General features: G+C 63.8%; 17 protein-coding genes. 2 read left to right on the forward strand and 15 right to left on the reverse strand.

Annotation, left to right across the window (positions count from 1 at the left end; genetic code table 11):
- The 7 genes from araH to M3A49_RS15510 form a co-directional block, all read right to left on the reverse strand.
- Entirely contained in the window at nucleotides 1-1,011 is a 1,011-nt protein-coding gene (gene araH, locus M3A49_RS15480) for an L-arabinose ABC transporter permease AraH (protein WP_028202386.1), read from the reverse strand.
- Between the two features lie 81 nt (nucleotides 1,012-1,092).
- Nucleotides 1,093-2,631 carry an L-arabinose ABC transporter ATP-binding protein AraG gene (gene araG / locus M3A49_RS15485; protein WP_266229409.1) on the reverse strand — a complete coding sequence of 513 codons (1,539 nt, stop codon included), beginning with the start codon at nucleotides 2,629-2,631 and terminating at the stop codon, nucleotides 1,093-1,095.
- Nucleotides 2,632-2,686: 55 nt separating this feature from the next.
- Entirely contained in the window at nucleotides 2,687-3,691 is a 1,005-nt protein-coding gene (locus M3A49_RS15490) for an arabinose ABC transporter substrate-binding protein (protein ID WP_069265832.1), read from the reverse strand.
- A 54-nt stretch (nucleotides 3,692-3,745) separates the two neighbouring features.
- Nucleotides 3,746-4,675 carry a Gfo/Idh/MocA family protein gene (locus tag M3A49_RS15495; RefSeq protein ID WP_254356622.1) on the reverse strand — a complete coding sequence of 310 codons (930 nt, stop codon included), beginning with the start codon at nucleotides 4,673-4,675 and terminating at the stop codon, nucleotides 3,746-3,748.
- 56 nt (nucleotides 4,676-4,731) lie between these two features.
- Nucleotides 4,732-5,661, reverse strand: a complete 930-nt coding sequence (locus M3A49_RS15500) for a dihydrodipicolinate synthase family protein (protein WP_266229410.1) — start codon at nucleotides 5,659-5,661, stop codon at nucleotides 4,732-4,734.
- A gap of 40 nt (nucleotides 5,662-5,701) precedes the next feature.
- Nucleotides 5,702-7,057 carry an MFS transporter gene (locus tag M3A49_RS15505; protein WP_266229412.1) on the reverse strand — a complete coding sequence of 452 codons (1,356 nt, stop codon included), beginning with the start codon at nucleotides 7,055-7,057 and terminating at the stop codon, nucleotides 5,702-5,704.
- Between the two features lie 95 nt (nucleotides 7,058-7,152).
- Nucleotides 7,153-8,904: an IlvD/Edd family dehydratase gene (locus tag M3A49_RS15510; protein ID WP_266229413.1), complete on the reverse strand. Its 1,752-nt coding sequence runs from the start codon at nucleotides 8,902-8,904 to the stop codon at nucleotides 7,153-7,155.
- Nucleotides 8,905-9,070: 166 nt separating this feature from the next.
- Here M3A49_RS15510 and M3A49_RS15515 point away from each other — a divergent pair, with 166 nt between their 5' ends.
- Nucleotides 9,071-10,054, forward strand: coding sequence for a LysR substrate-binding domain-containing protein (locus tag M3A49_RS15515; protein WP_266229415.1), 984 nt, complete (start codon nucleotides 9,071-9,073; stop codon nucleotides 10,052-10,054).
- 34 nt (nucleotides 10,055-10,088) lie between these two features.
- Nucleotides 10,089-10,949, forward strand: coding sequence for a class I SAM-dependent methyltransferase (locus tag M3A49_RS15520; RefSeq protein WP_266229416.1), 861 nt, complete (start codon nucleotides 10,089-10,091; stop codon nucleotides 10,947-10,949).
- 257 nt (nucleotides 10,950-11,206) lie between these two features.
- Here the strand turns inward: M3A49_RS15520 and tssJ are convergent, their stop codons facing one another.
- From tssJ to M3A49_RS15560, 8 genes are all read right to left on the reverse strand, one after another.
- Nucleotides 11,207-11,548, reverse strand: a complete 342-nt coding sequence (gene tssJ, locus M3A49_RS15525) for a type VI secretion system lipoprotein TssJ (RefSeq protein ID WP_266229417.1) — start codon at nucleotides 11,546-11,548, stop codon at nucleotides 11,207-11,209.
- Nucleotides 11,549-11,574: 26 nt separating this feature from the next.
- Nucleotides 11,575-13,434 carry a type VI secretion system baseplate subunit TssF gene (tssF, locus tag M3A49_RS15530; protein WP_266229418.1) on the reverse strand — a complete coding sequence of 620 codons (1,860 nt, stop codon included), beginning with the start codon at nucleotides 13,432-13,434 and terminating at the stop codon, nucleotides 11,575-11,577.
- Nucleotides 13,431-17,069 carry an ImcF-related family protein gene (locus tag M3A49_RS15535; RefSeq protein ID WP_266229419.1) on the reverse strand — a complete coding sequence of 1,213 codons (3,639 nt, stop codon included), beginning with the start codon at nucleotides 17,067-17,069 and terminating at the stop codon, nucleotides 13,431-13,433. The genes tssF and M3A49_RS15535 overlap by 4 nt, the downstream gene beginning before the upstream one ends.
- Nucleotides 17,035-18,351 (reverse strand): hypothetical protein, encoded by a 1,317-nt coding sequence (locus M3A49_RS15540; protein ID WP_266229421.1) that lies wholly within the window; start codon nucleotides 18,349-18,351, stop codon nucleotides 17,035-17,037. The genes M3A49_RS15535 and M3A49_RS15540 overlap by 35 nt, the downstream gene beginning before the upstream one ends.
- Nucleotides 18,351-18,611 carry a PAAR domain-containing protein gene (locus tag M3A49_RS15545; protein WP_254344856.1) on the reverse strand — a complete coding sequence of 87 codons (261 nt, stop codon included), beginning with the start codon at nucleotides 18,609-18,611 and terminating at the stop codon, nucleotides 18,351-18,353. The genes M3A49_RS15540 and M3A49_RS15545 overlap by 1 nt, the downstream gene beginning before the upstream one ends.
- 22 nt (nucleotides 18,612-18,633) lie before the next feature.
- Nucleotides 18,634-19,260: a hypothetical protein gene (locus tag M3A49_RS15550; protein ID WP_266229423.1), complete on the reverse strand. Its 627-nt coding sequence runs from the start codon at nucleotides 19,258-19,260 to the stop codon at nucleotides 18,634-18,636.
- A 41-nt stretch (nucleotides 19,261-19,301) separates the two neighbouring features.
- Nucleotides 19,302-21,638, reverse strand: coding sequence for a hypothetical protein (locus M3A49_RS15555; protein WP_266229424.1), 2,337 nt, complete (start codon nucleotides 21,636-21,638; stop codon nucleotides 19,302-19,304).
- Between the two features lie 75 nt (nucleotides 21,639-21,713).
- Nucleotides 21,714-22,967, reverse strand: coding sequence for a type VI secretion system Vgr family protein (locus M3A49_RS15560; RefSeq protein ID WP_266229425.1), 1,254 nt, complete (start codon nucleotides 22,965-22,967; stop codon nucleotides 21,714-21,716).
- Nucleotides 22,968-22,969: the final 2 nt, after the last annotated feature.

A 22,969-nucleotide genomic window follows, 5' to 3' on the forward strand; every position in this document is an offset into this window, starting at 1 on the left:
TCACACTGCGCGCTTGCTGCGGCGGTACTGGTCGAACAGCACCGCGAGCAGCAGAATGCCGCCGCGAATCAGGTACTGATAGAACGTCGGTACGTTCATGAGGCTCATGGCGTCTTGCACCGAGCCCATGATGAGCACGCCCACGAGCACGCCCGAGATCGTCGCCACGCCGCCCGTGAGCGACACGCCGCCCAGCACGCAAGCCGAGATCACGCCGAGTTCGAGACCCACCGAAGTCTTCGGGTCGCCGAGACTCATGCGCGAGGCCAGCATCACGCCCGCAAAGCCCGTAATGAGCCCTTGCAGCACGAACACCGTGATCTTGATGCGTGTGACCGGGAGGCCTGCCAGGCGCGCCGCTTCGCTATTGCCGCCCACCGCGAGCACGTTCTTGCCGAACACGGTTTTCTTGAGCAGGAAGCCAAACACCACGAAGCCGATGATGTTGCTCCAGATCGGGAACGAAATGCCGAGGAACGAGCCGCCGCCCAGATCGAAGAAGCGCTCTTCGGAGATCATCACGGCGTCGCCATTCGACGTGAGGAACGCGAGGCCGCGCACCGCTTCCATCATCGCGAGCGTGGCGATCAGCGAATTGATCTTGAAGCGCGCAATCAGCACGCCATTGACGAGCCCCACCGCGCCGCCCGCGAGCACGCCCGCCGCAATGCCCAGCAGCACGCTATGCGACTGCGTGATGACCGTGGAGGCCACGACGCCCGCGAACGCCACGATCGAGGCGACCGAAAGATCGACCTCGCCGAGCGCGAGCACGAACATCATCGTGACGGCGATCGAGCCGATCAGCGTGACGGAGAGCAGCAGGCCCTGAATGTTGCGGGTCGTGAGAAAGTCGGGCACCGTTGCGGATAGCACCGCGAACAGCACCACGAACACCACCGCGATGCCCGATTTGTTGATCATGTCCCAGGCCCGCGCGCGCTGGGGGGTAATCGGCGCGGCGGCTTCGTTGACGGTAGGCGTGCCCTGTGGCTGCATGGCTTCACTCATTTCTGGTTCATCGTTTCGGATCGGTCGCGAGCGTCGCTTGAAGACGTTTCAGACGCGACCGGCAAGGCAAAAAAACAGGTTTTAGCGCGGCAGCGCCATCTTGATCAGTTCGTCCGGCGAGGCTTCGGCCTTCGGCAGGCTGCCCGCAAGCCGGCCTTCGCGCATGACGATGATGCGGTCCGATACGCCGATCACTTCGGCCAGATCGCTCGACACCATGATCACGGTCTTGCCCGCTTCCGCGAGCTCGTACAGCAGGTTGTAGATCTCGGCGCGCGCGCCCACGTCGATGCCGCGCGTGGGCTCGTCCATCAGGAACACCTCGATGCGTTCGGCGAGCCAGCGCGACAGAATCACCTTCTGCTGGTTGCCGCCCGACAGCGTGCCGATTGCCGTGTCGCCGTTGCGCGTCTTGATCGCGAGTTTCTTGATGTAGTCCTGCGCGAGGTCGCGCTCGCGCCGCGCGTCGAGCAGGAAACGCGCGGGGCTGAAGTGGCGGCGCGCGCTGATGTTGAGGTTGTCGGCCACCGAGGCGATCGCGACGATGCCTTCCTGCTTGCGGTCCTCGGGGCATAGCGCGAGGCCCGCGCGCACGGCGTCGCGGGGGCTTGCGAAATTGACGCGCTTGCCGTCGAGTTCGACGTGGCCCGCGCTGGCGCGCGTCGCGCCGTAAATCAGCTTCATGAGTTCCGAACGCCCCGCGCCCACGAGCCCGAAGAAGCCGACGATCTCGCCGCGCCGCGCCGCGAACGACACCGGCTCGGCCAGCCCAGGACCTAGCAGGCCCTTCGCTTCGAGCAGCACGTCTCCCGCTTCGCGCGCGCGATAGCCGTACACGTCCTCGATCGAGCGGCCCACCATCGCCGCAATCAGGCGATTGCGGTCGAGATCGGCCACCGAATCGAACGTTTCGATGCGCTTGCCGTCGCGGAACACCGTCACCCGGTCGCAAAGCTCATAGACTTCGTCCATGCGGTGCGTGACGTAGATGATCGCGCGGCCATCCGCGCGCAGCGCGTTGATGATGCGAAAGAGGTTCTCCGTCTCGCGCGCCGAGAGCGAGCTGGTCGGTTCGTCGAAGGCGATCACGCGCGCGTCGCGCATAAGTGCCTTGCCGATTTCGATCATCTGGCGCTGGCCGATGGAGAGATTCTTCACCGGCGTGCGCGGATCGATGCGCTCGCCAAGGCGCTTCAATTCATCCATCGCGCGCTTGACGAGCGTGCCTTCGTCGAGCACGCCGAGGCGGTTGGGCAACTGCCCGAGCATCAGGTTTTCCGCCACCGTCAGCTCGGGCACGAGATGCAGTTCCTGATAGATGATCGCGATACCCGCTTCGAGCGCCGCCTTCGTGGTCGTGAAGCGGTGCTCCACGCCACCCAGCTTGAGCGTGCCTTCCTGCGGCTGGTTCACACCCGAGAGCACCTTGAGCAGCGTGGATTTACCCGCGCCGTTCTCGCCCATCAAGCCGTGCACTTCGCCGGCACGCACTTCCAGCGCCACGCGATCGAGCGCGCGCACGCCCGGGAAGCTCACGGTAATGCCGTCGAGCTCCAGATACGCGCGATTCCCCTGTTGAGCGCTCTTCACCGCGTTCGCTTGCGCGTTCGCGTCAGTCATGGTTTCAGTCATTGCATCCCTGCCCTTTACTTCGCCTCAGTCGTCTACGCGGTCCTTAGATACCCAGCTCGCTGCGCACGGCCGTCCAGTTGTCGCGCGTCATCAGCTTGCCGGTGGTCTGCGTGTCGGCGGCCGGTTGCTTGCCGTCTCGGATCCACTCGACGAGGTTCTCGGCGCTTTCCTTGCCGTGGTTCGTCGAGCTCACGGCGATCGTGCCGTAGAAGCCCGTAGGCTGCTTCTTCTGGAACTCGGCGAACGCTTCGCCTGCGCCGTTGATGCCCACGCCGATCACGTCAGCCGAAGGGATGTGCAGCTGTTCGGTCGCGCGCACGGCGCCCAGCACGCTTTCTTCGTTGAGCGCGAACACCACCCACTTCTTGATGTTCGGATGCTGGGCGAGCACGGGCGATGCCGCATTGAAGCCGCCTTCGTCGTCGGTGGTCTTTTGCGGGGCGTCGAAGATGTTTTCCTTCTTGAAGCCGCCAGCCAGCAGCGATTGCGTCGCGCCGTCCGTGCGCAGCTTCGCCGTGGGCAGTTCATAGTCGGTGATACGCAGTGCGCCCACTTCTTCCGGCTTCCAGCCGCGGCGCTTCATTTCGTCGGTGATCGCCTGACCGACCTGATTGCCGATCTTGAGCGCCGACATGCCAAGATGCGGCACGCTGGCGATCGGCTTGCCCGACGAGTCGACGAGCTGGTCGTCCACCGTCACGAACTTCATGTTGTAGCGCTTGGCGCGCGCCTGGATCGCCGGTCCGAGACGCACGTCGGGCGCGCAGATCACGAAGCCCTGTGCGCCTTGCGCGCCGAGGTTGTCGATGGCGGCGAGCACCTTCTCGCCGTCCGGCGTGCCGATGTTCACCACCGAGAAGTTCTCCTTCTGGCCGAGCGCCGTGGCGGCCTTCTGCTCGTTGATGAACCATGCCTGTTCCGGCATCTTCACGAGGAAGCCGATCTTCACGGGCGAGTCGGCGTGCGCCGCCACGTTCATGCCGAGCGGGGCAATGCACATCGCCGCGAATGCGGCACGAAGGGTCAAACGGCGGATCTTGCTGGTCATGCTCCTGTCTCCTCAGGTGGTTTGCTGCGTGTGTAATGCTTGAAAGAAGCGTCTTTAGTGGCCGAAGGCCTCGACTTCGACGTGCCTGCCGAGCAGGAAAGCGTCCGCCACGAGGCGCAGCGGGCGCACGTCCACGTCGTCGGTACCGTGGGCGATCAACCAGTGAAAACGCTCATAGAGCGCCGAATATTCCCGTTCCGCGTCGAGCGCGACCGGCTCGCCCGCAATCGCGAGGCGCTTGCCGCCTTCCGCGATCGAGAGCAGGCCGTCCGTGGTTTCCACATCGATTTCCCATTGCTCGACCGGACCGTGGCGCCAGTCGAACTCGGCGCGCACGGGCACGCCATCGGTGTCGATGCAGTCGAGTTCCGCCGCGATCGGCGTTGCGCAGTCGCCTGGCACATGCAGCGTCGCGCCCTGCAGCAGCACTTCGCGCGGCAGGATGCGCGTGACGATGGAAAGCGCGTTGATGCCCGGATCGAACACGCCGAGGCCGCCCGGCTCCCAGATCCACTGCTGACCCGGATGCCAGCGGCGCACGTCTTCCTTCCAGCGCACGTGCACGGCGCGAATGGTGCGCTCGGCGAGCCACGCGCGCGCGGGCTCGACGGCGCTCGCGCAGCGCGAATGCCACGTGGTGAACAGCGTGCGCCCGCGCTTTTGCGCAAGTTCACGCAGCGCCTCGACTTCGCTCACGCTAGCGCCAGGCGGCTTTTCGAGCATGACGTGCTTGCCCGCTTCGAGCGCGGCGCGCGCCTGCGCGTAGCGCACCTGCGGCGGCGCGCACAGCGAGACGGCGTCGAGATCGGACTCGGCGGCCAGCAGCGCACCGATGTCCTTGTAGTTGCGCACGCTCTCCACTTGTGCGTTGCGGCTCGCGCTCGCGACGAGTTCGAAGCCCGGATTGCCCGCGATCGCGGGCAGATGCTGGTCGCGCGCAATCTTGCCGACGCCGACGATACCCAACGTATAGGACGCTTTCATGACGTATCTCCGCCCCTTCTTTTCAGGGAGATTTTTTATTCTGGACGACGAATGATTTATTTACCCCAGCGCAGCACGAGCGGATCGAGGCGGCGCGCAATGTCGATCAGCTCGGCGCGCGTCGCTGGATTCATCGCGGGCAGCGGGTGGCGCGGCAGCTCGCACTCGATCACACCGCCTTCCTTCATCAGCGACTTGCAGGCGAGCAGACCCGCCTGGCGATTTTCGTGATTGATGAGCGGCAGCCACTTCTGGTAAAGCGCGAATGCGTCGTCGGCGCGGCCTTCGCGGTGGGCTTCGATAATCGGACGAATACCGTCCGGGAAGCCGCCGCCCGTCATCGAGCCGGTCGCGCCGGCGTTCAGGTCCGCGAGCAAGGTGATCGCTTCTTCGCCGTCCCACGGGCCTTCGACTGCCTCGCCTGCCAGCTTGATCAGCTCGCGCAGCTTGTTCGCCGCGCCCGGCGTTTCGATCTTGAAGTACGAGACCTGCTCGATCTCGCGGGCCATGCGCGCGAGGAATGCGGCGGAGAGCGCCGTTCCGCTCGCGGGCGCGTCCTGAATCATGACCGGAATGTCGATCGCGTCGGACACGCGCGCGTAGAAGTCGTAAATCTGCTGCTCGGGCACGCGGAAGGTCGCACCGTGATACGGCGGCATGAGCATCACCATCGCCGCGCCCTGCTCCTGCGCCCGCTTGCTGCGCGCGGCGGCAACCGGCGTGCCGTAGTGCGTGGTCGTCACGATCACGGGTACGCGGCCCGCCACGTGCTCGAGCACGGTGCGCGTGATGAGTTCGCGCTCGTCGTCGGAGAGCGAGAACTGCTCCGAGAAGTTCGCGAGAATGCACAGGCCGTCCGAGCCCGCGTCGATCATGAAATCGACGGCGCGCTTCTGGCTTGCCAGATCCAGTTCGCCCGTTTCGGTGAACGTGGTCGGCACGACGGGGAAAATGCCCCGATAGCGGGGCGTACGGCTCGTAGTCATGTCTTCAGTCCTGCTTGAGAAAAGGTGTCAGGCCGCGCCTTCACGATTCGCTCGCCAGCTCTCCCGTGCCGCGCCCAGGCGTGCGCAGCACCGCGCGCACGGCGAACGTCACGAGCACCGCGAACACCAGCGTGGCCGCGAGAAAGTAAAGCCCGGCCGCCAGGCTGCCCGTCGCGTCCTTGATGAGCCCGATGCCATAGGGGCCGAGATAGCCGCCGAGATTCGCGAGCGAGTTGATCGTCGCGATCCCCACGGCCGCGCTCGCGCCGGTGAGGAACTCGCCGGGCAGCGCCCAGACCACGGCCTGAATCGAGTAGATCGAAAAAGCGGTCAGGCAGATGAACAGCAGTTGCAGCGCCGGCGCGTGAAACCACGCGCTCGCGGCCATCGTCAGCGCCGCGACGGCCGAGACCACGACGATGTGACCATAGCGTTCGCGATGCTTGTCCGAATGGCGCGGCACGAGCAGCAAGCCCACTACCGCGAACAGATACGGCACCGCGGAAAGCAGGCCCGCCGTGGAATCGCTCACGCCGAACGCCTTGATAATGGTAGGCAACCAGAGCGACAAACCATAGATGCACAGCGGAAACGGCAGGAACAGCAGCGCAAGCAGCAGCACGCGGCGATCCTTGAGCGCGCTAAACGGGTTGCGATGCGTGTCGAGCTGGTAGGCGCGCTGGTCGGCGGCGAGTTCGCGCGCGATCCAGCGGCGCTCGGTGTCGTCGAGCCAGCGCGCGTGCGCGGGCGATTCGGGCAACAGACGCAGCGTGGGAATGCACAGCAGCACGGCGGGCAGGCCGCTCACGACGAAGAGCGTCTGCCAGTTCGACATGCCGAAAAAGCCGTGCGTTTCGAGCAGCGCGCCCGCGATCGGGCCCGTGACAATGCCAGCGATGGGTTGCGCGAGCACGAGCAGGCCGATCACGCGCGCGCGGTGGCGCATGGGAAACCACTGCGTGAGGAAATACAGAATGCCCGGATAGAGGCCGGCTTCCGCCGCGCCCAGCAGGAAGCGCAGCGCGTAGAAGCTCTTTGGGCCGCTTACGAGCGCCATCAGCATCGTGATCACGCCCCACGTGAAGAGGATGCGCGCGAACCACACGCGCGCGCCGAAGCGCGCGAGCGCGAGATTGCTCGGCACTTCGCAGAGGAAATAACCGATGAAGAAGAGGCCGGCGCCCAGGCCGTAGGCGGCGTCGGAAAGGCCTACGGCCGCGTTCATGTGCAGCTTCGCGAAACCGACCACGGTGCGATCGACGTAAGCCACCACATAGATCAGCGCGAGAAGAGGCAGCAGCCGGCGCGCGATATGGCCGACGATGTGCTGTTCCTCGCTGCTGGCGCTTGCCAATGCAGCGGGGCTTTCGTGTTGCAGCACCTGCGGGTTCGTCATCGTGTCTCCAGGCTAATTTCTTCTCTTAAGCGGTGCGGCCTTCGTGTTTGCCGCGCTCAGGGCGCCGGCGCGCCCTGACTCATTGCAGCCAACGCTCAGTGCGAATGCCGCGGCACCGCCGCCCCGCGCCTGCCCACCAGGAAGTCGAGGTCACAACCCTCGTCGGCCTGCAGCACGTGATCGACATAAAGGCGCGCATAACCGCCCTTGCCCAGCTGCTCCGCCACGCCGGGCGCGGCCGCCGGATCGACATCGCTCAAACGCCGCGCGAGTTCCTCGTCGCTGATGTCCAGATGCAGGCGACCCGATTCGCAGTCCAGCTCGATCCAGTCGCCGTTGCGCACCGCCGCCAGCGGCCCGCCCGCCGCCGCTTCGGGCGCCACGTGCAGGACCACCGTGCCGTAGGCCGTGCCGCTCATGCGCGCATCGGAAATGCGCACCATGTCCTTCACGCCCTGGCGCAGCAGCTTGGGCGGCAGGCCCATGTTGCCGACCTCGGCCATGCCGGGGTAGCCGCGCGGGCCGCAGTTCTTCATCACGAGGATGGAGTCCTTGTCGACGTCGAGCGACTCGTCGCCGATCGTCGCCTTGTAGTGGTCGAAGTTTTCGAACACCACGGCGCGGCCACGATGCTTGAGCAGCTCGGGCGTCGCCGCCGAAGGCTTGAGCACGGCGCCGCGCGGCGCGAGATTGCCGCGCAGGATACAGATACCGCCGTCTGCGATCAATGGATTGTCGAGCGGGCGGATCACTTCATCGTTGTAGTTGGGCGCTTCGCGCACGTTGTCCCAGATGGACTTGCCGTTGACCGTGAGCGCGCCCGGATGCGGCAGGAGGTTCGCTTCGCCGAGCCGGCGCAGCACCGCCGGCAGACCGCCCGCGTAATAGAACTCTTCCATCAGGAAGCGGCCCGAAGGCTGCAGATCGACGATGGTCGGCGTGTTGCGACCAATGCGCTGCCAGTCTTCCAGTTCGAGATCCACGCCAATGCGGCCGGCAATCGCCTTCAGGTGAATCACGGCGTTGGTCGAGCCGCCGATGGCTGCGTTGGTGCGAATGGCGTTCTCGAACGCTTCACGCGTGAGGACCTTCGAGAGCTTCAGGTCTTCTAGCGCCATCTGCACGATGCGGATGCCCGACATGTGCGCGAGCACGTAGCGGCGCGAATCGACGGCGGGAATCGCGGCGTTGTGCGGCAGCGAAACGCCGAGCGATTCGGCCATGCAGGCCATCGTCGAGGCGGTGCCCATGGTGTTGCAGGTGCCCGCCGAGCGCGACATGCCCGCTTCGGCCGAAAGGAACTGGTGCAGATTGATCTCGCCTGCCTTCAGCTCCTCGTGCAGCCTCCAGACCACGGTGCCCGAGCCGATGTCACGGCCTTCGTGCTTGCCATTGAGCATCGGACCGCCGGTCACGACGATGGCGGGCACGTCCACGCTCGCCGCGCCCATCAGCAGCGCGGGCGTGGTCTTGTCGCAGCCGCACAGCAGCACGACAGCGTCGATGGGGTTGCCGCGAATCGCCTCTTCCACGTCCATGGACGCGAGATTGCGCGTGAGCATGGCCGAGGGGCGCAGGTTCGATTCGCCGTTCGAGAACACCGGGAATTCGACCGGGAAGCCGCCCGCTTCATAAATGCCGCGCTTCACGTGCTCCGCGAGCTTGCGGAAATGCGCATTGCAGGGCGTGAGTTCCGACCAGGTGTTGCAGATGCCGATGATCGGGCGACCATCGAATTCGTGATCGGGAATGCCTTGATTCTTCATCCAGCTTCGGTACATGAAGCCGTTCTTGTCCGTGGTGCCGAACCACTGTTGGGAGCGCAGTTTGGGTTTGGTATCCGACATCGTGTTCGTCTTGTGGAGCGGGTAGTTCGCCGAGTGCTTCGAGCGATGGATTCGGCACAGTCTAGGGAGAAGTCTGATAACCTTCTAATGAAATAATGGACGCTTCCGATATCGAAATCGGCATTAGTATAAACACCTAAAACTATTTGGGAAATCAGGCGGAGACATGCTGGATACAAGCCCCTGGTACGTGCGCACGCGGCTGAAAACGCGGCAACTGCTCCTCGTCGTGGCGCTGGCGGAGGAAGGTAATATTCACCGCGCGGCGGCGGCGCTGAACATGACGCAGCCCGCCGCCTCGAAGCTCCTGCGGGAGCTCGAAGACATGCTCGGCGCGGTGCTGTTCGAGCGCATGCCGCGTGGTATGCGGCCCACGCTGTACGGCGACGCGCTGATCCGCCACGCGCGCGCCGTGCTCGGCAGCCTCGACCAGGCGCAGGAGGAACTGAACGCGCTCAAGGCCGGGCGCCTCGGCCACGTGGCGGTGGGCGCGATCACCTCGCCGGGCGTGCGCGTACTGCCGGCGGCCGTTGCGGCGGTCAAGCGCACGCACGCGAACCTGCGCGTCTCCGTGGAGATCGACGCCAGCAACGTGCTGCTCGAGCACCTGGCGCAAGACAAGCTCGACGTGGTGCTGGGCCGCCTTTCCGCCGAGCACGACAAGCTCCAGTTGCGTTACGAACCGCTCGCGGGCGAGCCCGTGTGCGCCGTGGTCCGGCCGGGGCATCCCATGCTTGGGGCACTGCAGGACAAGGCCCAGGCGATCGCGCTCGCCGACATCGCGCGCGCCACCTGGGTCGTGCCGCCGGTCGGCAGCGTGCTGCGCCACCGCTTCGAGCTGATGTTCCAGCGCGCGAGCCTCGCGCCCCCTTCGAACGTGGTCGAGACACCCGCGCTGCTGTTCATCACGCGCGTGCTGGAGCAAAGCGACATGATCGCCGTGCTCACCGAGGACGTGGCGCGCTACTACGCGGCGCACGGCATGGTCGCGATCCTGCCTGTGCCGATGGATTGCCAGATGGACGACTTCGGCATCATCACCCGCGCGGACGGCCTCCTCACACCTGCGGCGAGCGTGATGATCGAGGCGTTGCGGCAGGTGAGCGCCGACATTTACGGAACGCACGGCCGCGAGCAAGGCGCGCGATAATCGTGCGACGAAACCCGCGCGAGAGGACCGAACCATGCCCGCCAGCCATCCCGCCGCTCCCGACAGCACGGCCATTCGCGTCGCGCTGTGGCGCGCGCTGCACGTCCAGGTCGACGATGCGCCCCACGTGCTCGAAGACGAAACCGGCATGCAGATCGCCGCGCCGGAGTCGAACTGGCGGGAGCGGCCCGATATGCACCCTGCAGGCACGCGCGGCTATCGTGCGTCGATCGTCGGGCGCGCGCGCTTTGTCGAGGACCTCGTGGCCGAGCAGACCGCGAAAGGGCTCGCGCGGCAGTACGCGATTCTCGGCGCGGGACTCGACACGTTCGCCCAGCGCCACCCCGAAATCGCCTCGCGCCTGCACGTGTACGAGGTGGACAAGCCGGGCACGCAGGCCTGGAAGCGTCAGCGGCTCATGGAGCTGGGCTATCGCGAGCAGGCGTGGCTGCGCTTCGTGCCGGTGGATTTCGAAGCCGGGGAGACGTGGTGGGAACGGCTCGCCGCGGCTGGGTTCGACGGCGCGAGTCCCGCGGTAATCGCCTCGACGGGCGTCTCCATGTATCTCACGCGCGAAGCGAACCTTGCGACGCTGCGGCAGATCGCGCAGCTCGCACCGGGCTCGATGCTCGTCATGACCTTCCTCTTGCCGCTCGAACTCATCGACGAGCCCGAGCGCTCGCAGCATGCCGCCGTGTATGAACGCGCGAAGGCGGCGGGCACGCCGTTCGTGAGCTTTTTTGCGCCGGACGAGATGCTTGCGCTCGCAAGCGAAGCAGGGTTGCGCGAGGCGCGCCATGTTTCGACCGCCGATCTCACTGCGCGTTACTTCGCAGGACGAAGCGATGGGCTAAGGCCGGCTAGCGGGGAGTCGATTCTTGTGGCGACAGTTTGAGGCGGGGTTGTCGTGGTCTGTTTGCGGAAAGCTGTTTTCTTGCGCACTCGGCCGCGAGCGCGCGGCCGGTGAATCGGTCAGCGAGCTGGGCGCGCGGTGCGATGACTTGCGGGTCGTCGTTTGGTGAAAGCTGAACGCCCGGTGCGGTGTCGACACGTCGCCCCATTGGATTCGACGGAGCATGATTCGACGCCCCCTCAGCCGGCGTGCCTGCCGTATAGCTGAACCTGTTCAACTGCTCATCAGTCTGGCCGAACTTACCTCGCCGTCACCTTCAATGTCCGCCCCGGCCGGAGCGTCAGGTCGCGGCTCCAGAGCGTCGCGGCCTTGAGCGCATCGCCGCCTGCTAGTAACTGCGCGTAGGTCGCCGTCGTAAAGGGCTTGTCGTCCTTGAGCTGGTAGATGCGCAGCACGACCGGCAGCGAAGCGCCTCGCACGTCCTGGTTCAGCGCGCCGCGCGCCGTGATGACAAGATTCATCTGCTCGACTTTCGTCTCGAATGCCGCGCGCGCAGCATGCACGGTCCCGTCCCTGACCGACTGCCACATGCCGCACGCAGAAACCGTCAGCGCGAGACCCACGCCGAGCGCACCGCACATGATTCCAGTATGGATTCCAGCACGCATCAGAATGGTGCCCCCTTAAAGTCGGTGCGTGGATACACCGTCTGCTTGCCGTCGATGGTCAGTACCACTTGCATGGAACATTGCGCGCTCGCGTAACGTCCCAGGAAGTGATTCAGCACGTCGCCGAACAGGACCGCGTCGCCCAGCCCGTCGAAGCCGCCCGCGTCAAGGTCAACGTGGATGCGCACGATCCGCAGTACGTAACCATGCTGCAGGATTTCCTGGTCCTCCGAGAAATGCACGGTCCGGATCGCGTCGATGCGCCGCGGTACCGCATCGTCCGGCGTCCAGTCGTAGAGTTCGAGGATCTCGCGCAGTACCGGCGCGCCTTCCATCAGCATACGGTTGAATTCATTCGCGCCGTTTGCCGCGTAATGACCCAGCACACGCCAGTCGTAGCCCGGGAAGTAGCGCGGCGGATACTGCGGCAGGCTCGGTGCGGCCACATTGCGCACCGACGCGATGCCGGTAAAACCCGTGACGGTCTCCGTGATCGTTGCCTCCGCAAGCGCCATGCGCGGCAGGCGTCCGTTGTTCGCGAGCGCACGCACCGTGACATGGCGGTCGGGCCGTGGACGCGCGTCATCGTCCGGTGCGTGGCGGTACGTCCCGGCCCAGAGCTGCCCTGAGAGGGTCACCCACAGCTCCTGCCCCACCACGCCGTAGCGCGTTGAGGTACGGAAGTACCGTTCCGGCTTCTCGTAGTGCAGCATCCAGCCGCGATGCCTGAAGCTCCTGAACGGCCTGTAAGCGTACCGTGCGCTGCCCTCCGGGTCGGAGGCGGTCACCTCAACCAGGTCGTAGGGCTCGACATACCTCTCCACGGCGGGCTGCACACGTATACGGTGTTCCTTGTCGTGCCAGTCGGCGGGTTGCAGCGGCAGGGCGTCGACCTCGAACAGGTTGATGACGGGCGTACAGAAAAGCCGGAAGCTCTCGCGCCCCACCGCCTGATCGCCCGGCATACGTCCGTCGAGTTCGATCTCGAAGGTCATGCGCGTTTCGCCCGTCGGTACCATCGTGCTATCGAAGCCGCACAGATCGACGAAGTGGAATTTCTGCGGGAATACGAAATACTCCAGCAGTGTCTGTTCGCGGTCCAGCGCCTCGTTACGTGCGACGTCCTGGACCGGCCATACCCGCGTTAACGGGCCGAAACCCGCAGGCGTGAAATTTACGCCGTCGAGCGGTACCAGCGCGCCGTCGCGCACCGAGGGCAGGCGCAGGCCAATGGCGGCGATCTGGCGCGTCAGCGCCGCGTACAGCGCGGCGGCGGCGGGCCGGTCGCCGTGCAGGTACAGGCGGATGCGCGACAGGTCAGTATGCTCGCGCTGGTCGCCCAACCATAGGCCGAACGTCAGGCGGATGACCGTCCGCCCGTCTGGGCGTACCGCGACGACCGAATCCTCGACCGAGCGCGGCAGCAGATCGACGGCCTGCGTCGTACGGAACGGGCACTGCACCCCGTCGGGGCCGACAGGCGCCGAGCGCACCACGGCCCCGGCGGGAATCTGCGCCACCTTCGCGCCCCGGTTCAGGGGCGCGCACTCGATAATCGACAGCGACGGAATCGCCCGCGCCATATGCTCGAAAATATTGTCGAGCAACGGATCGGTCAACTCCTGCATGCCGTCGTCGAGCTTCATGCGCAGCAGCGCGATCATGAACGCAAAGCCCTCGTTGACCGCGCGGACCTGGTCGTTCTCCTGGCCATACTGCATGCCCAGGCGCCGTGCGGCCTCGGGCTGGGCGCGTGCAAACTCGCGACCGGTTTCGCGCAGGTAGCGCATCTCGGCATCGAAATATCTCAGGAACGGGTTTGCGCCTTCCTGTTGTGTGGATTTCCACGGTGCCGTCATGGCTGCGACTCCGGGGGTAAGGGCGGCAATGAGGGCAATCCGGAGATCGCACCGGCGCGGCCCGTCACGAAGATGCGCCCCGGCATGCGCAAGCCTCGCAGTTTCAGCAGATCGAGCGGTCCGGCTCCCGCCTGCGCGCGCAGTACATAGCGCAGCGGCGCCAACTTGCCGTCCGTACCGTCGCCGGACGTCGCGGAAGCAGCCTTCGCGGCATCGCCACCCGTTCCGGCATTCCAGGCGAGTTCGTAGCGGGTATCGTCGAGCGGCTTGACCTGCGCCTTTTCGAGCATTCGCAGAAAGGCCCAGTCGCCTGTCCCGTCGAAGGCGATCCGCATGCCTGCGTTGAGCGTTTGCCAGATCAGGGACGCATGGCCGCTCAGGCCGTTACCCGGCCATGCGAGCGGCGTCCATGTCTCGCGCTGGTTGAAGTAGACGATCTGCTGACCGTCAACCGTCAACTCCGTACGCGTAACGTCCGGCGTCGGCTGCGGCATGATCTCGAAGTGATAACCCGCCTCGCCCCGTGCATAGAGACGCGCACCGAGCGGCCCCATCAGCCGGAGCATGGCGAGGAACTTCGGATCGAACTGTAGCGACTGCGGTGCAAGCTCGTTCGGTACCCACTGGTCGCCCTGGCGCTTTAGCACGCCGGACAGCTCGACCTCGATAAAGCGGTTGATCAGCCCGGTATCGGGCCGCACGTAACGGCCAAACTCGGCAAAGGACGCGTCGGCGCTCGTCGGCGCGAACGGATAGCGTGAAGCAAACGACGCATCGAAGGGGGCCGTTACGGCTGCGCGCCATGCGTCGTTCAGGCTCGCGGCGGCGGGCTGGAGTACCGCCTGCCATGCCGCGTCGAGCGGCTGCACGAACATCGTCTGGCCGAAGCCCGCCCACTGTGCGCCCAGGCTCGCGGCGGTCAGCGCCGCGTCGTCGCGCGCCTGCGACAGATCCGACAGCTTGCCCTGGAAGACTGCCTGCGCGAGCGAGCGCGCCATGGCCTGCGCATCGGGACTCGCCTGGATCTGCTGGAGCTTGAGCCGCACGGTCGTATCGGCGGTCAGCACCCGGGAGAGGCTGACGCCGTTGAACGCGGCGGCATTGGCGCCCGGAGCGTTCCCCGCATTGCCGCTGGCCGCAGCCGGACTCGTGTCCCCCATCAGCGCAAGCAGCGGGCCAAACGAACGGTCAAGCGGATTCAGAACGGGAGCCTGGGTCTGGTCGCTATCGCTCCCACTGAGCAACCCCTGCGCCTTACGTACGAGCGTATCGGTCAGTGCCTGCGAAGGGCGGCCCGCCTCACCCTGGTACTGTACCGATTTCATGACCGCGAGCAGCGGCGAGGTCTGCGCATCGGTCAGACGCGTGAGCTGGTCGATCACCCCCGAGAAGCTGGTCGCCGCGAGCCACTGGAAGCTGTTGAGCATGGTCGCCCAGGCTGCCGTGTAGTCTGCGAAATACCGGTCGCGCAGGCGCTTTCTCAGCGCGTCGGCGCTCGTCCTTGCTTCGACTGCGGCCTGCGCCGCATTCACCGCCCCCTCGACGGCGGTCGCGCTGATCCGGGCGGTGGGCTGGTCGCCGGTCAATACCCAGTCCCCCTCGACGTGCTGGTCCTTCGCGGCGTCGTCGATGGTTTTCTCGATAACGCCCTCCCAGGCCGCACGCGTATAGATACCCGGTACGGTCTGCGTCGTCGTGAACAGACCGTGCGAATCCGTACCCGCGAGGAGCGTCGCGAGCGAAATATCCGCGTACTTGCCGCGCGCCTCGTCAATAACGCGCTGATAGAGTACGTCGTCGCTCGCGGCGAGGCCGATCTGGTTAACCAGCGTCGAGCGCATCTGCGTGACGAGCGGTATCGACGGATTGATCCGCCAGCCGGGATGCGCCTTCAGCTGATTGGACCAGAAGCCTGCGAGCTGCTGCGAGACGTCGAGCCACTCGCCCGCGCGCACGTCGGTGGGCGCGGGCCACACGTCGAGCAGTTGTTTCTTGAGGAACGAGGCGTCGGTACGCGCCGGAGTCGCGAGCATCAGGTACGCCTTCAGACGGTTGTAGGCGAGTTGCTGCGCATCGTGACTCTGCTGTTCGTCGGCGCGGACCTGCGAGAATGCACCGAGCTGCGCTTCGAGCGCCTGCGCGACCGGCCGGCGCAGGTTGCGGATAGCCACGGCCTCATAGGGCCGCCAGAGCGCGTCGAGCATCTCCCCGTTGTGCGAGAGACCCGCGCGCAGATACCACGGTACGCCATGGTCGCGGCGGTATTCGAGCGTTTCAATCTGCTGCTGGAGCGCGAGCTGCGCTCGCATCGCCTGCGGCGAACCTGGCGCGGCCTCCAGGGCAGCCGACGCAGTCGTTTCGGCATCCTTGACGATAGCGTGGTTACCGAGGCCCGAGACGACCAGCGCGACCGTCCACAGGACGGCCCCAATGAGCAGAAGCACCGCGAGCGCGTCGGGCCAGTAAAAGCCGGCACGCCTGCCCCGATAATAGGGCGACCCGCCAGCGATCTCTTTCCAGACCGGGAGCAGCGCGGCAGGCTGCTCGCGCGTAACCGATACGGTCTGCGGCGCTTCGGCAGGCTGACCCGGCGTAGCGTTTGTGCTTGCGTCTACGACCGGTACCGGTACGACGGTCGGCCCCGGAAAGACCGGCGCGAACATGACACCCGCGAGCGGTGCGCGCAGCCAGTTCGATGCGGCGAGCGCGCCCAGGCTCGTAGCAATCCGCGCGGCATGGTCGCCGACATACTTCGAGACCTCCATCAGCCAGGTCGCCTTCTCCTGGGTATAAAGGTGTACGCCCGAGTCTGCTGTCCTTCGCTCGACCTCGTTGAGTAGCTCCGGCAGTCTGGCGGCGGCTTCCTGCGGCTGCCTGCGCGACTCACTGGGCATGAAGGTGCCGACCGCTTCGAACCGTTCGGACGGACGACCCTCAGTCTCTACCGGGTGAAGGAACGTAACAGGTGCGGCCCAGCGAAGCGCAGTCGCGGTCATCGAGAGCGCTCGGGGCAGCTCCGTACCGGTCTCGTCGGCGCGCGCGACGTGAACCAGACCATCGACCGGACGACGGCTACGCAATTTGCGGATCTGGCCGAGCCACTTCTGGGCCTCAATGCCGTCTGGCGCGGCGTGAACGAGGACGGTTTCGCCGACGTGCATGACGCCCGCCTGCTTGAGTCCGGGCGCAACCTGATCGACCCGCTCGTCGTTGCCGTCGATCATCAGCCAGCGCAGACGGTTACGCCAGAACCAGCCATGCGCGACGCGTAGTTCCTCGGCCATGCGTTCGAGCCTCGCGTCGCGCTTGAGCGGCTTCGCCGCCTTCGTACGGTCTCCGGTCTCACGGCGAAAGAGTCGCGCCGCGAAGCCGTAAGCGCCGGTCGCAAACAGGACGAGGTGAACGACGACAACGACCGCGAAGGTTGACAGGATGACGATGATCGCCTTCAGGTGAGACTCACCCGGCGAGACGCCGACCATGTCGCCACGTAGCGATACGATGCCGATTACAAGCAGAGCGACGACCAGCGCCGCGACGGGTATTCCCCAGATCGCCATACGGCTTGACGGCGCGGATTCCTCCTTCGCGGTAGTTAGCTCAAGCGAGCGCAGGGAAAGCCTGGGGTCGTTCATCGGTATTCCGGTTGTTATCGTTTGTTGCGGGCGTTACGTGCAGGACTGCGGACTGTAAGCCGTCAATGATGAGCTGCGGGCCGTCTGCCGCGCCTGATTCGATCGCCGCTATGATGGACAGCCAGCCGTTAGCGTCGCCGAGGTCGCCAGCGATGCGGTCGGGGCGTCGTTGCGCCTCATCTTTTGAAATGGAATCCATATTGGCTGCGCGTAACGCCTTGTCGCTTCCGTCGACAGGACGCGTTATCCACGCTCGAACGATTGAGGCGAAGTCAGCCTTGCCCCATACCGCAGCGTTGGCGAAGCCGTATTCGACCTCGCCAGCGAGCCCGGTGACGGGCCTGTGCAGTAGCGCGGCGACCTTGACCGTATCCGGCAGCCGGAAGTATCCCGCCGTCATGAGTACGGCGACGCACCCCTCGGTGCTGCCTTCGGGCGGTCCCGCCTCGTGCCATGCGGTCGCGACGACGAGCAGCGGACGCGCATCCTTTGCGTCGAGCCACGCATCGGCAACCATCAGGCCGTCCGTAGCCGCTACCGCCTGAACCACTAACGGCGGCAGGCCCGCGATCCGCAGGGCGTCGGTGACCATCGCCACGTCTGCCTGGTCCCGGCCAGGCTCGCTTAGTACGCGAACCTGCGGCCACCACTGCCGCTCGTAGCACGTCAGGGCGCGCAGGGTCGCCTCCAATGGCTCAAGCGCCTTCGCGATCTTGAGGGTCAGCAGCGATACCCGCTTCGTTGCCCGTTCTTCGTCGCCACTTGCTTCACCGACATCTAGACTGACCGTAGGGGGTTCGTCGACCATCCAGTCCGCTTCATTAAAACGGGAGTGCAAGACGAGTTCCGAGCCGGTACGCGGTAACTGCGCGGTAACCGCGCGTTTCCCGGTCGCAATCGCGCCCGCCAGCTCCCGTTCGGTTTGCTCACCCAGCGGCAGACAGTAGCCCACATCAAGCACCTGGAGGGGTTTTTGCGCGGTGCGGAGCCGCTCCGCGAGCCACCGGGCCCGATGATGGTTGCGCCAGTACGCCCGGTACCAGAGGCCCTCGTATCCTGCGCGCTCGATGGCAAACAGGATCAGGAATGTACCGTTAGGAGCACAAACAAAGCAGAACCAGAACCATCCCCCGCTTGCGGGCTGTCCCTTCGGCCAAAGCAGCATTGCGATGGCAACGCCAAAGACGTTGCAGGCAAGCCACATGCAGAACCACCACGGCCAGAACCGGGGGCGGCGCGGATAGGCACTGGGGCGTCCGGCTAATGACAGGTCGACCGGCATTACTCGATATTGACGTTCTGGAGCGACGAGATCAGGCGGCAACCACACGCGCAACGGTAGTGATGGAAGGCAACCCATTTGCCGTCGCGGTCGGGGAACTTCGCGTAACCCTCGTCGATGACGGTCGGGCCGTGCTCGTCGCAAATGGCCTCGTCGCCCTTTCGGGCAAGCGGGCGCCCCATGAAGTTGAACCATTCGGAGCCGCCAGTGACTTCGCCACCGTTTTCGAGTTTGTCGCCTTTGCGGATAGGAGATTTCATCGTTTTGCCATACCTCAACTTTTCATTTCGATTTAGGAGCGACAGGATATCTCTTTGCGAGTGCCTTTCGAATCGATTCAGCGTCTTTATACTGTGCATGTGTAGAGTGTCCATCGCGAAAACCACATTCACATTGATCTTCAAAGGGTGCGCTGGCATCACTCTGCAACCCCGTGAAAACAGCTCCTTTTTGAGCGCTTCCCCTTAGCTTGTAGATGTAACCATCGTAATATTCACCGCCGTAGTCGTAATGATTAAGTGGCGCTCTCACCAGAATGACAATTTCCTTACTTTTCCGATCATGATCCGCATTCGCAAAAAAGACACTAGCGATTTCCGGAATACCATCATCTTTCACGTAGCGATCAAATAGCTCATCATGCCAAAGATGGTTTCCGTCAGCGAACAGTAAATGTGCATCCAACATGTAGGGCCTATTGTCTTTGGTGTAGCCCGGCTCATCGGAAGTGTTTACGACAAAGTAGATGTATACCCCTTGCATCGCGGGACCTGCGTCAATGATCGGCGGCTGCAATTTGTGACTCCCGTCAGTGCGAGCAAGCACCGCCGCCTGAACTGCAGCAGGAACGTCTATTGCCTGAGCCCATTGCACAAAGGATAGAAAAAACAATATCAGCGAAAATCGCAATGTGAAATTCCGTCGATTACCCATAATAACCAAGCCCCCCGCTAAATTCGAATGAAAATATGCCCGATTCCCGAGTAAGAGGACTGAAAATCATCTGCAGATGCTTCGCTTTTTTGACGGAGGGACAAATCACCCCCCTCCTTTTGAAGTTCCAATGTGCTACCCACCTGCATATCTGGCGCATCGCCAAGAATGGAATAGGCGTAGCGAAAGAACTGCTGTCGCGCTGGCAACCCGCCTGCGCCGCCGACCAAAGCAAAACAATTCCGGACATCGGTATCGCTTGCACCGTGGTCCGCTTTTACATCAATCCGAGTCTTAACCCAGAAGTAGCCAGCGGAATCCGCAGCCGTTTCCGCATCAGATTGCAATAGCGTAGGATTGGGATCAGTCGTGAAATCTTTGGCGCGGTATTTCCCATATTCGCTGTAACCTTTTCGCCATGTGAGGTGAATCAACCCGCGACCGCAGAAACGGGGGCCGTCACCTAGCTGTACATTTTCACCAGCGACAGCCTTCTTGTGAACCTCCCCAGGGCGCTGTGCTATGTACGTTGCACGATCGCGGTTTTTCAAGAAGCCAAGATTCTTAAGCCAATTGTACTTATTGTCGAAATCATAGGCAGCATCACTGGCGGTGTAACTCTCATACATCTTCCGGAAGTACTCCGCATTTCCAATTTCTCTCGTTGAGCATAGAGCTCCGGTCTCCTTGAAAATCTGCCCCAGAAAGTGGGCCTTCCGGAGGCCACTGCCAAATCCATATTTAAGAAACATATAGTTGAGTGCCTTCCACATGCCGCTCGGCGATTCCCCCCTAGCATCATTGTTTCCCTCAGTAAATCGCTTCTTGCTCTCCGCCCACGAGATGTGGCCGCCGGCATCAGGTATCGAATTACGAGGCAGCAAATGCGTCTGCTCACGTAAGCTCAACCACACGCACCTCCTGAAATGCCGGATAAACGCGAGCGGATGGAAGAACCACAGCTTCTGCCCGGCGGGCAGCCCCGTCGTGTCCCAAAACTGGATTTCCTTGAGGTACTTGAGGAATTTGTTATAGCCGTCGTCGTTGCCGTGATAGAAGCCGCCTTCGTCGAGCAACTTCGCGTAACGCGTCTCGTTGTTCGTACTGTCCCATTCGCTCGGGGCATTGCAGATAAACCCGCGCAACGCCTGGCGTACCTGATCGTTGCTCCGCACGTAGCTGGAAAGTTCGTCCGCCTTCTGTACCTCCGTCGTTTCAAGAACTACCGTCTGCTCATGTTTGCTGGCCGCCGCATCCCTGACGATTTTCTTGAGCGCGTCGATATCGCATAGCCCGTCGCCGCCAAATGGCGTAGCACCATCGCTGAGCTTCTGCCAGCCCATGAATGGAGGGAAATCGGCGTCGGATAGTTTCTTGATCGCCGCGTTGTTAATATTGATGTACCCCTGCTGCCCGGCAGCATAGGTCACTTTCACCCATGTCGCGCAATCACTCCCTGACAGCGTCACGGGCGTCGAGAGGATGCGCCCGAAACGCAGCATTTCGTACCCGTCGCTTGGACAGTTGCTATAGAGAGCCGTCGCGCGCTGGTGGAGATCGTATTCGTATTCGGCCTCGGCTACTGGCTGAGCAGTTAGCAGCGTACGCGAGCCGTCCCCCGCGACGCTCCAGACGTTGGTGTACTTCCCACCCTTGCTAAAGTAGGTCTCGACGACGAGCGGCAATGCGTTTGTACCGGTCCGGCCCGATTCGAACTTGATGCCATGCAGTTTGTTGTGTGCGTCGGTCCCCGGCGGCAGGGCGTAGAACTGCTGTCCGCCGGGAATCGTGTACCAGGTATGCCCCCAGCAATCCGAAGTTGTCGGCGTGTCCGGCGCGGCCTTGCCGAGCGCCGTATGGCTGAAGTACGTATCGAAATCCCCCGGCATCATGAAGATCTCGAAGTGCATATACACCGCACCTTCATACCGCCCGACGAAACCGATAACGTCCTTACGCCGTACCTTGTTACCACTACCAGCCGCCGCAGGCGTTACCTGTCCCTTAGTATCCGGCCCGGAGGGTTTGCGCAGGAACCCGGGCAGCCGAGTTCCGTCGTGCCCGAACGACTGGTACTCGGCGAGCGGTAGCAAGTGCATGTAGAGCGAATAGAACGTCAGCGTGCGACCGTCGCCCGTTTCTGTCGAGTGCTTCAGCAGGACGAAGCCTGCATTGCTGTTGCCCTCGTCCATCGCATGCTGGCAGACCCGGTAGGCGACGACCTCGCCGTCGGCGATTGCATAGACAGGGCCATGCGTATCGGGCGCGAGATGGACGCCGCAATGCCGGCGCCGGTCAAACGCAATCGGGTAAATGCCGTGCGCGAGTTCGAACTTGTCGACGGCGTCCATCATGGGGTCCGGCTTCGATCCGTCGCTAGACGTAAGGCCGGATTCAGGTAGAAACGGAGGGCTGATAATCATGGCGAGTCAGTTCGTGTGGGAATACCGCTCATTGAGCTTCAAGTCGCTTTTCGGCAGCACGGGCAGTACCGCGGGTACGTTGTCGGGGCCGACGAACGTGAACGAGCCTGCCTTGATGGTGAACGCGCCGGGGCAGAGGAAGGTCATGTTGCCGCCCTCGATGACGAGCGAGGCTCCGCCGCTGTTGAGCGTGATTTTCGACTTCGCCGAGATCTGGACGTCCGCACTCTCGCTCGCGATGCGGAGCTGCTTCTGCGCAAACAGGTCCATGCCGTCGGTTAGCGCCGAGGCCGTCAATTTGCCCTTTGCCGCGACCAGGTTGATACCGAGCTTGTGCGCGCATAGCGAGATCAACTCGCCCGCAGCCATGCGCAGACGTTTCGCGATGCTGACGTCCATGTCCCGGGCAGTCGCAATCAGGTTCTCGCCCGCCGAGTGCTGTACCGACATCGGTGTCACGAACGCCATGCCGCCGGGGGCGCTTGCGAGCAGGCCCGCGTCGCGAAGCTGGTTCAGGCCGTCCTGGAGCGCCGCCTGCGTCGCCCGGTCGGCAGGATCGGCACCAGCCTGTGTCGCCGCCGCCGCGAGGTCCGTTACGCGCTGTAGCGCTGCCTTGAGTTGCGCGACGGCGGCAGGCATCGCCAGATGCGGCGTATCGGGCCCAGCCGCCGCGTCCGCCGAGAAGAACAGCCCCTTCGCCGCGCGCATGGTGCCCCACGACTTCGAGGTAATTTCGTACCCCTCACCGCGAGGGAGCTTTTTACTGTTGAGCAGGTAGCCCTGATTGATCGCAGTCTGGCTGTAGACCGTCGCGATACGCGCGCTTTCCTTGCCCTTCAGGTCGTTGAAAACGATCTCGGCCCCGAGGAGCGGCGAGCGCCAGATTGCATAGCTAAATAGCGCATCGGTGCTTCGGACTACGTCAGGGTGCGAAAAATCGTGAAGGGCTCCGGTTATATGGAGACGATCTATATCGCCGTGGGCTCCGAAGAGCAAAACCTCAGTGTCTGGAAGCAGAGGCGAGTGAAAGCCGCCCTGATAGGACGACGAAGGACGCACCAGACGCAGGTTCAGCAGTTTGTTGTTGGCATTGGCCGAACCTTGCAGGAATTTCGGCAAAACCGGATAACGCCCGTACTCGTCAACGTACGCGTAGGGGGCAGAGTCGAGGGTTCCGACAACGCCAACCACAGGACCGGACAAAAATCTCCAATCCCGCTCGTAAGCGAAACGAGGGCGATAGGTCAGGTGCGCCGGCATTG

The sequence above is a fragment of the Paraburkholderia sp. CNPSo 3076 genome, from assembly GCF_026343935.1.
Lineage (GTDB): Bacteria > Pseudomonadota > Gammaproteobacteria > Burkholderiales > Burkholderiaceae > Paraburkholderia > Paraburkholderia nodosa.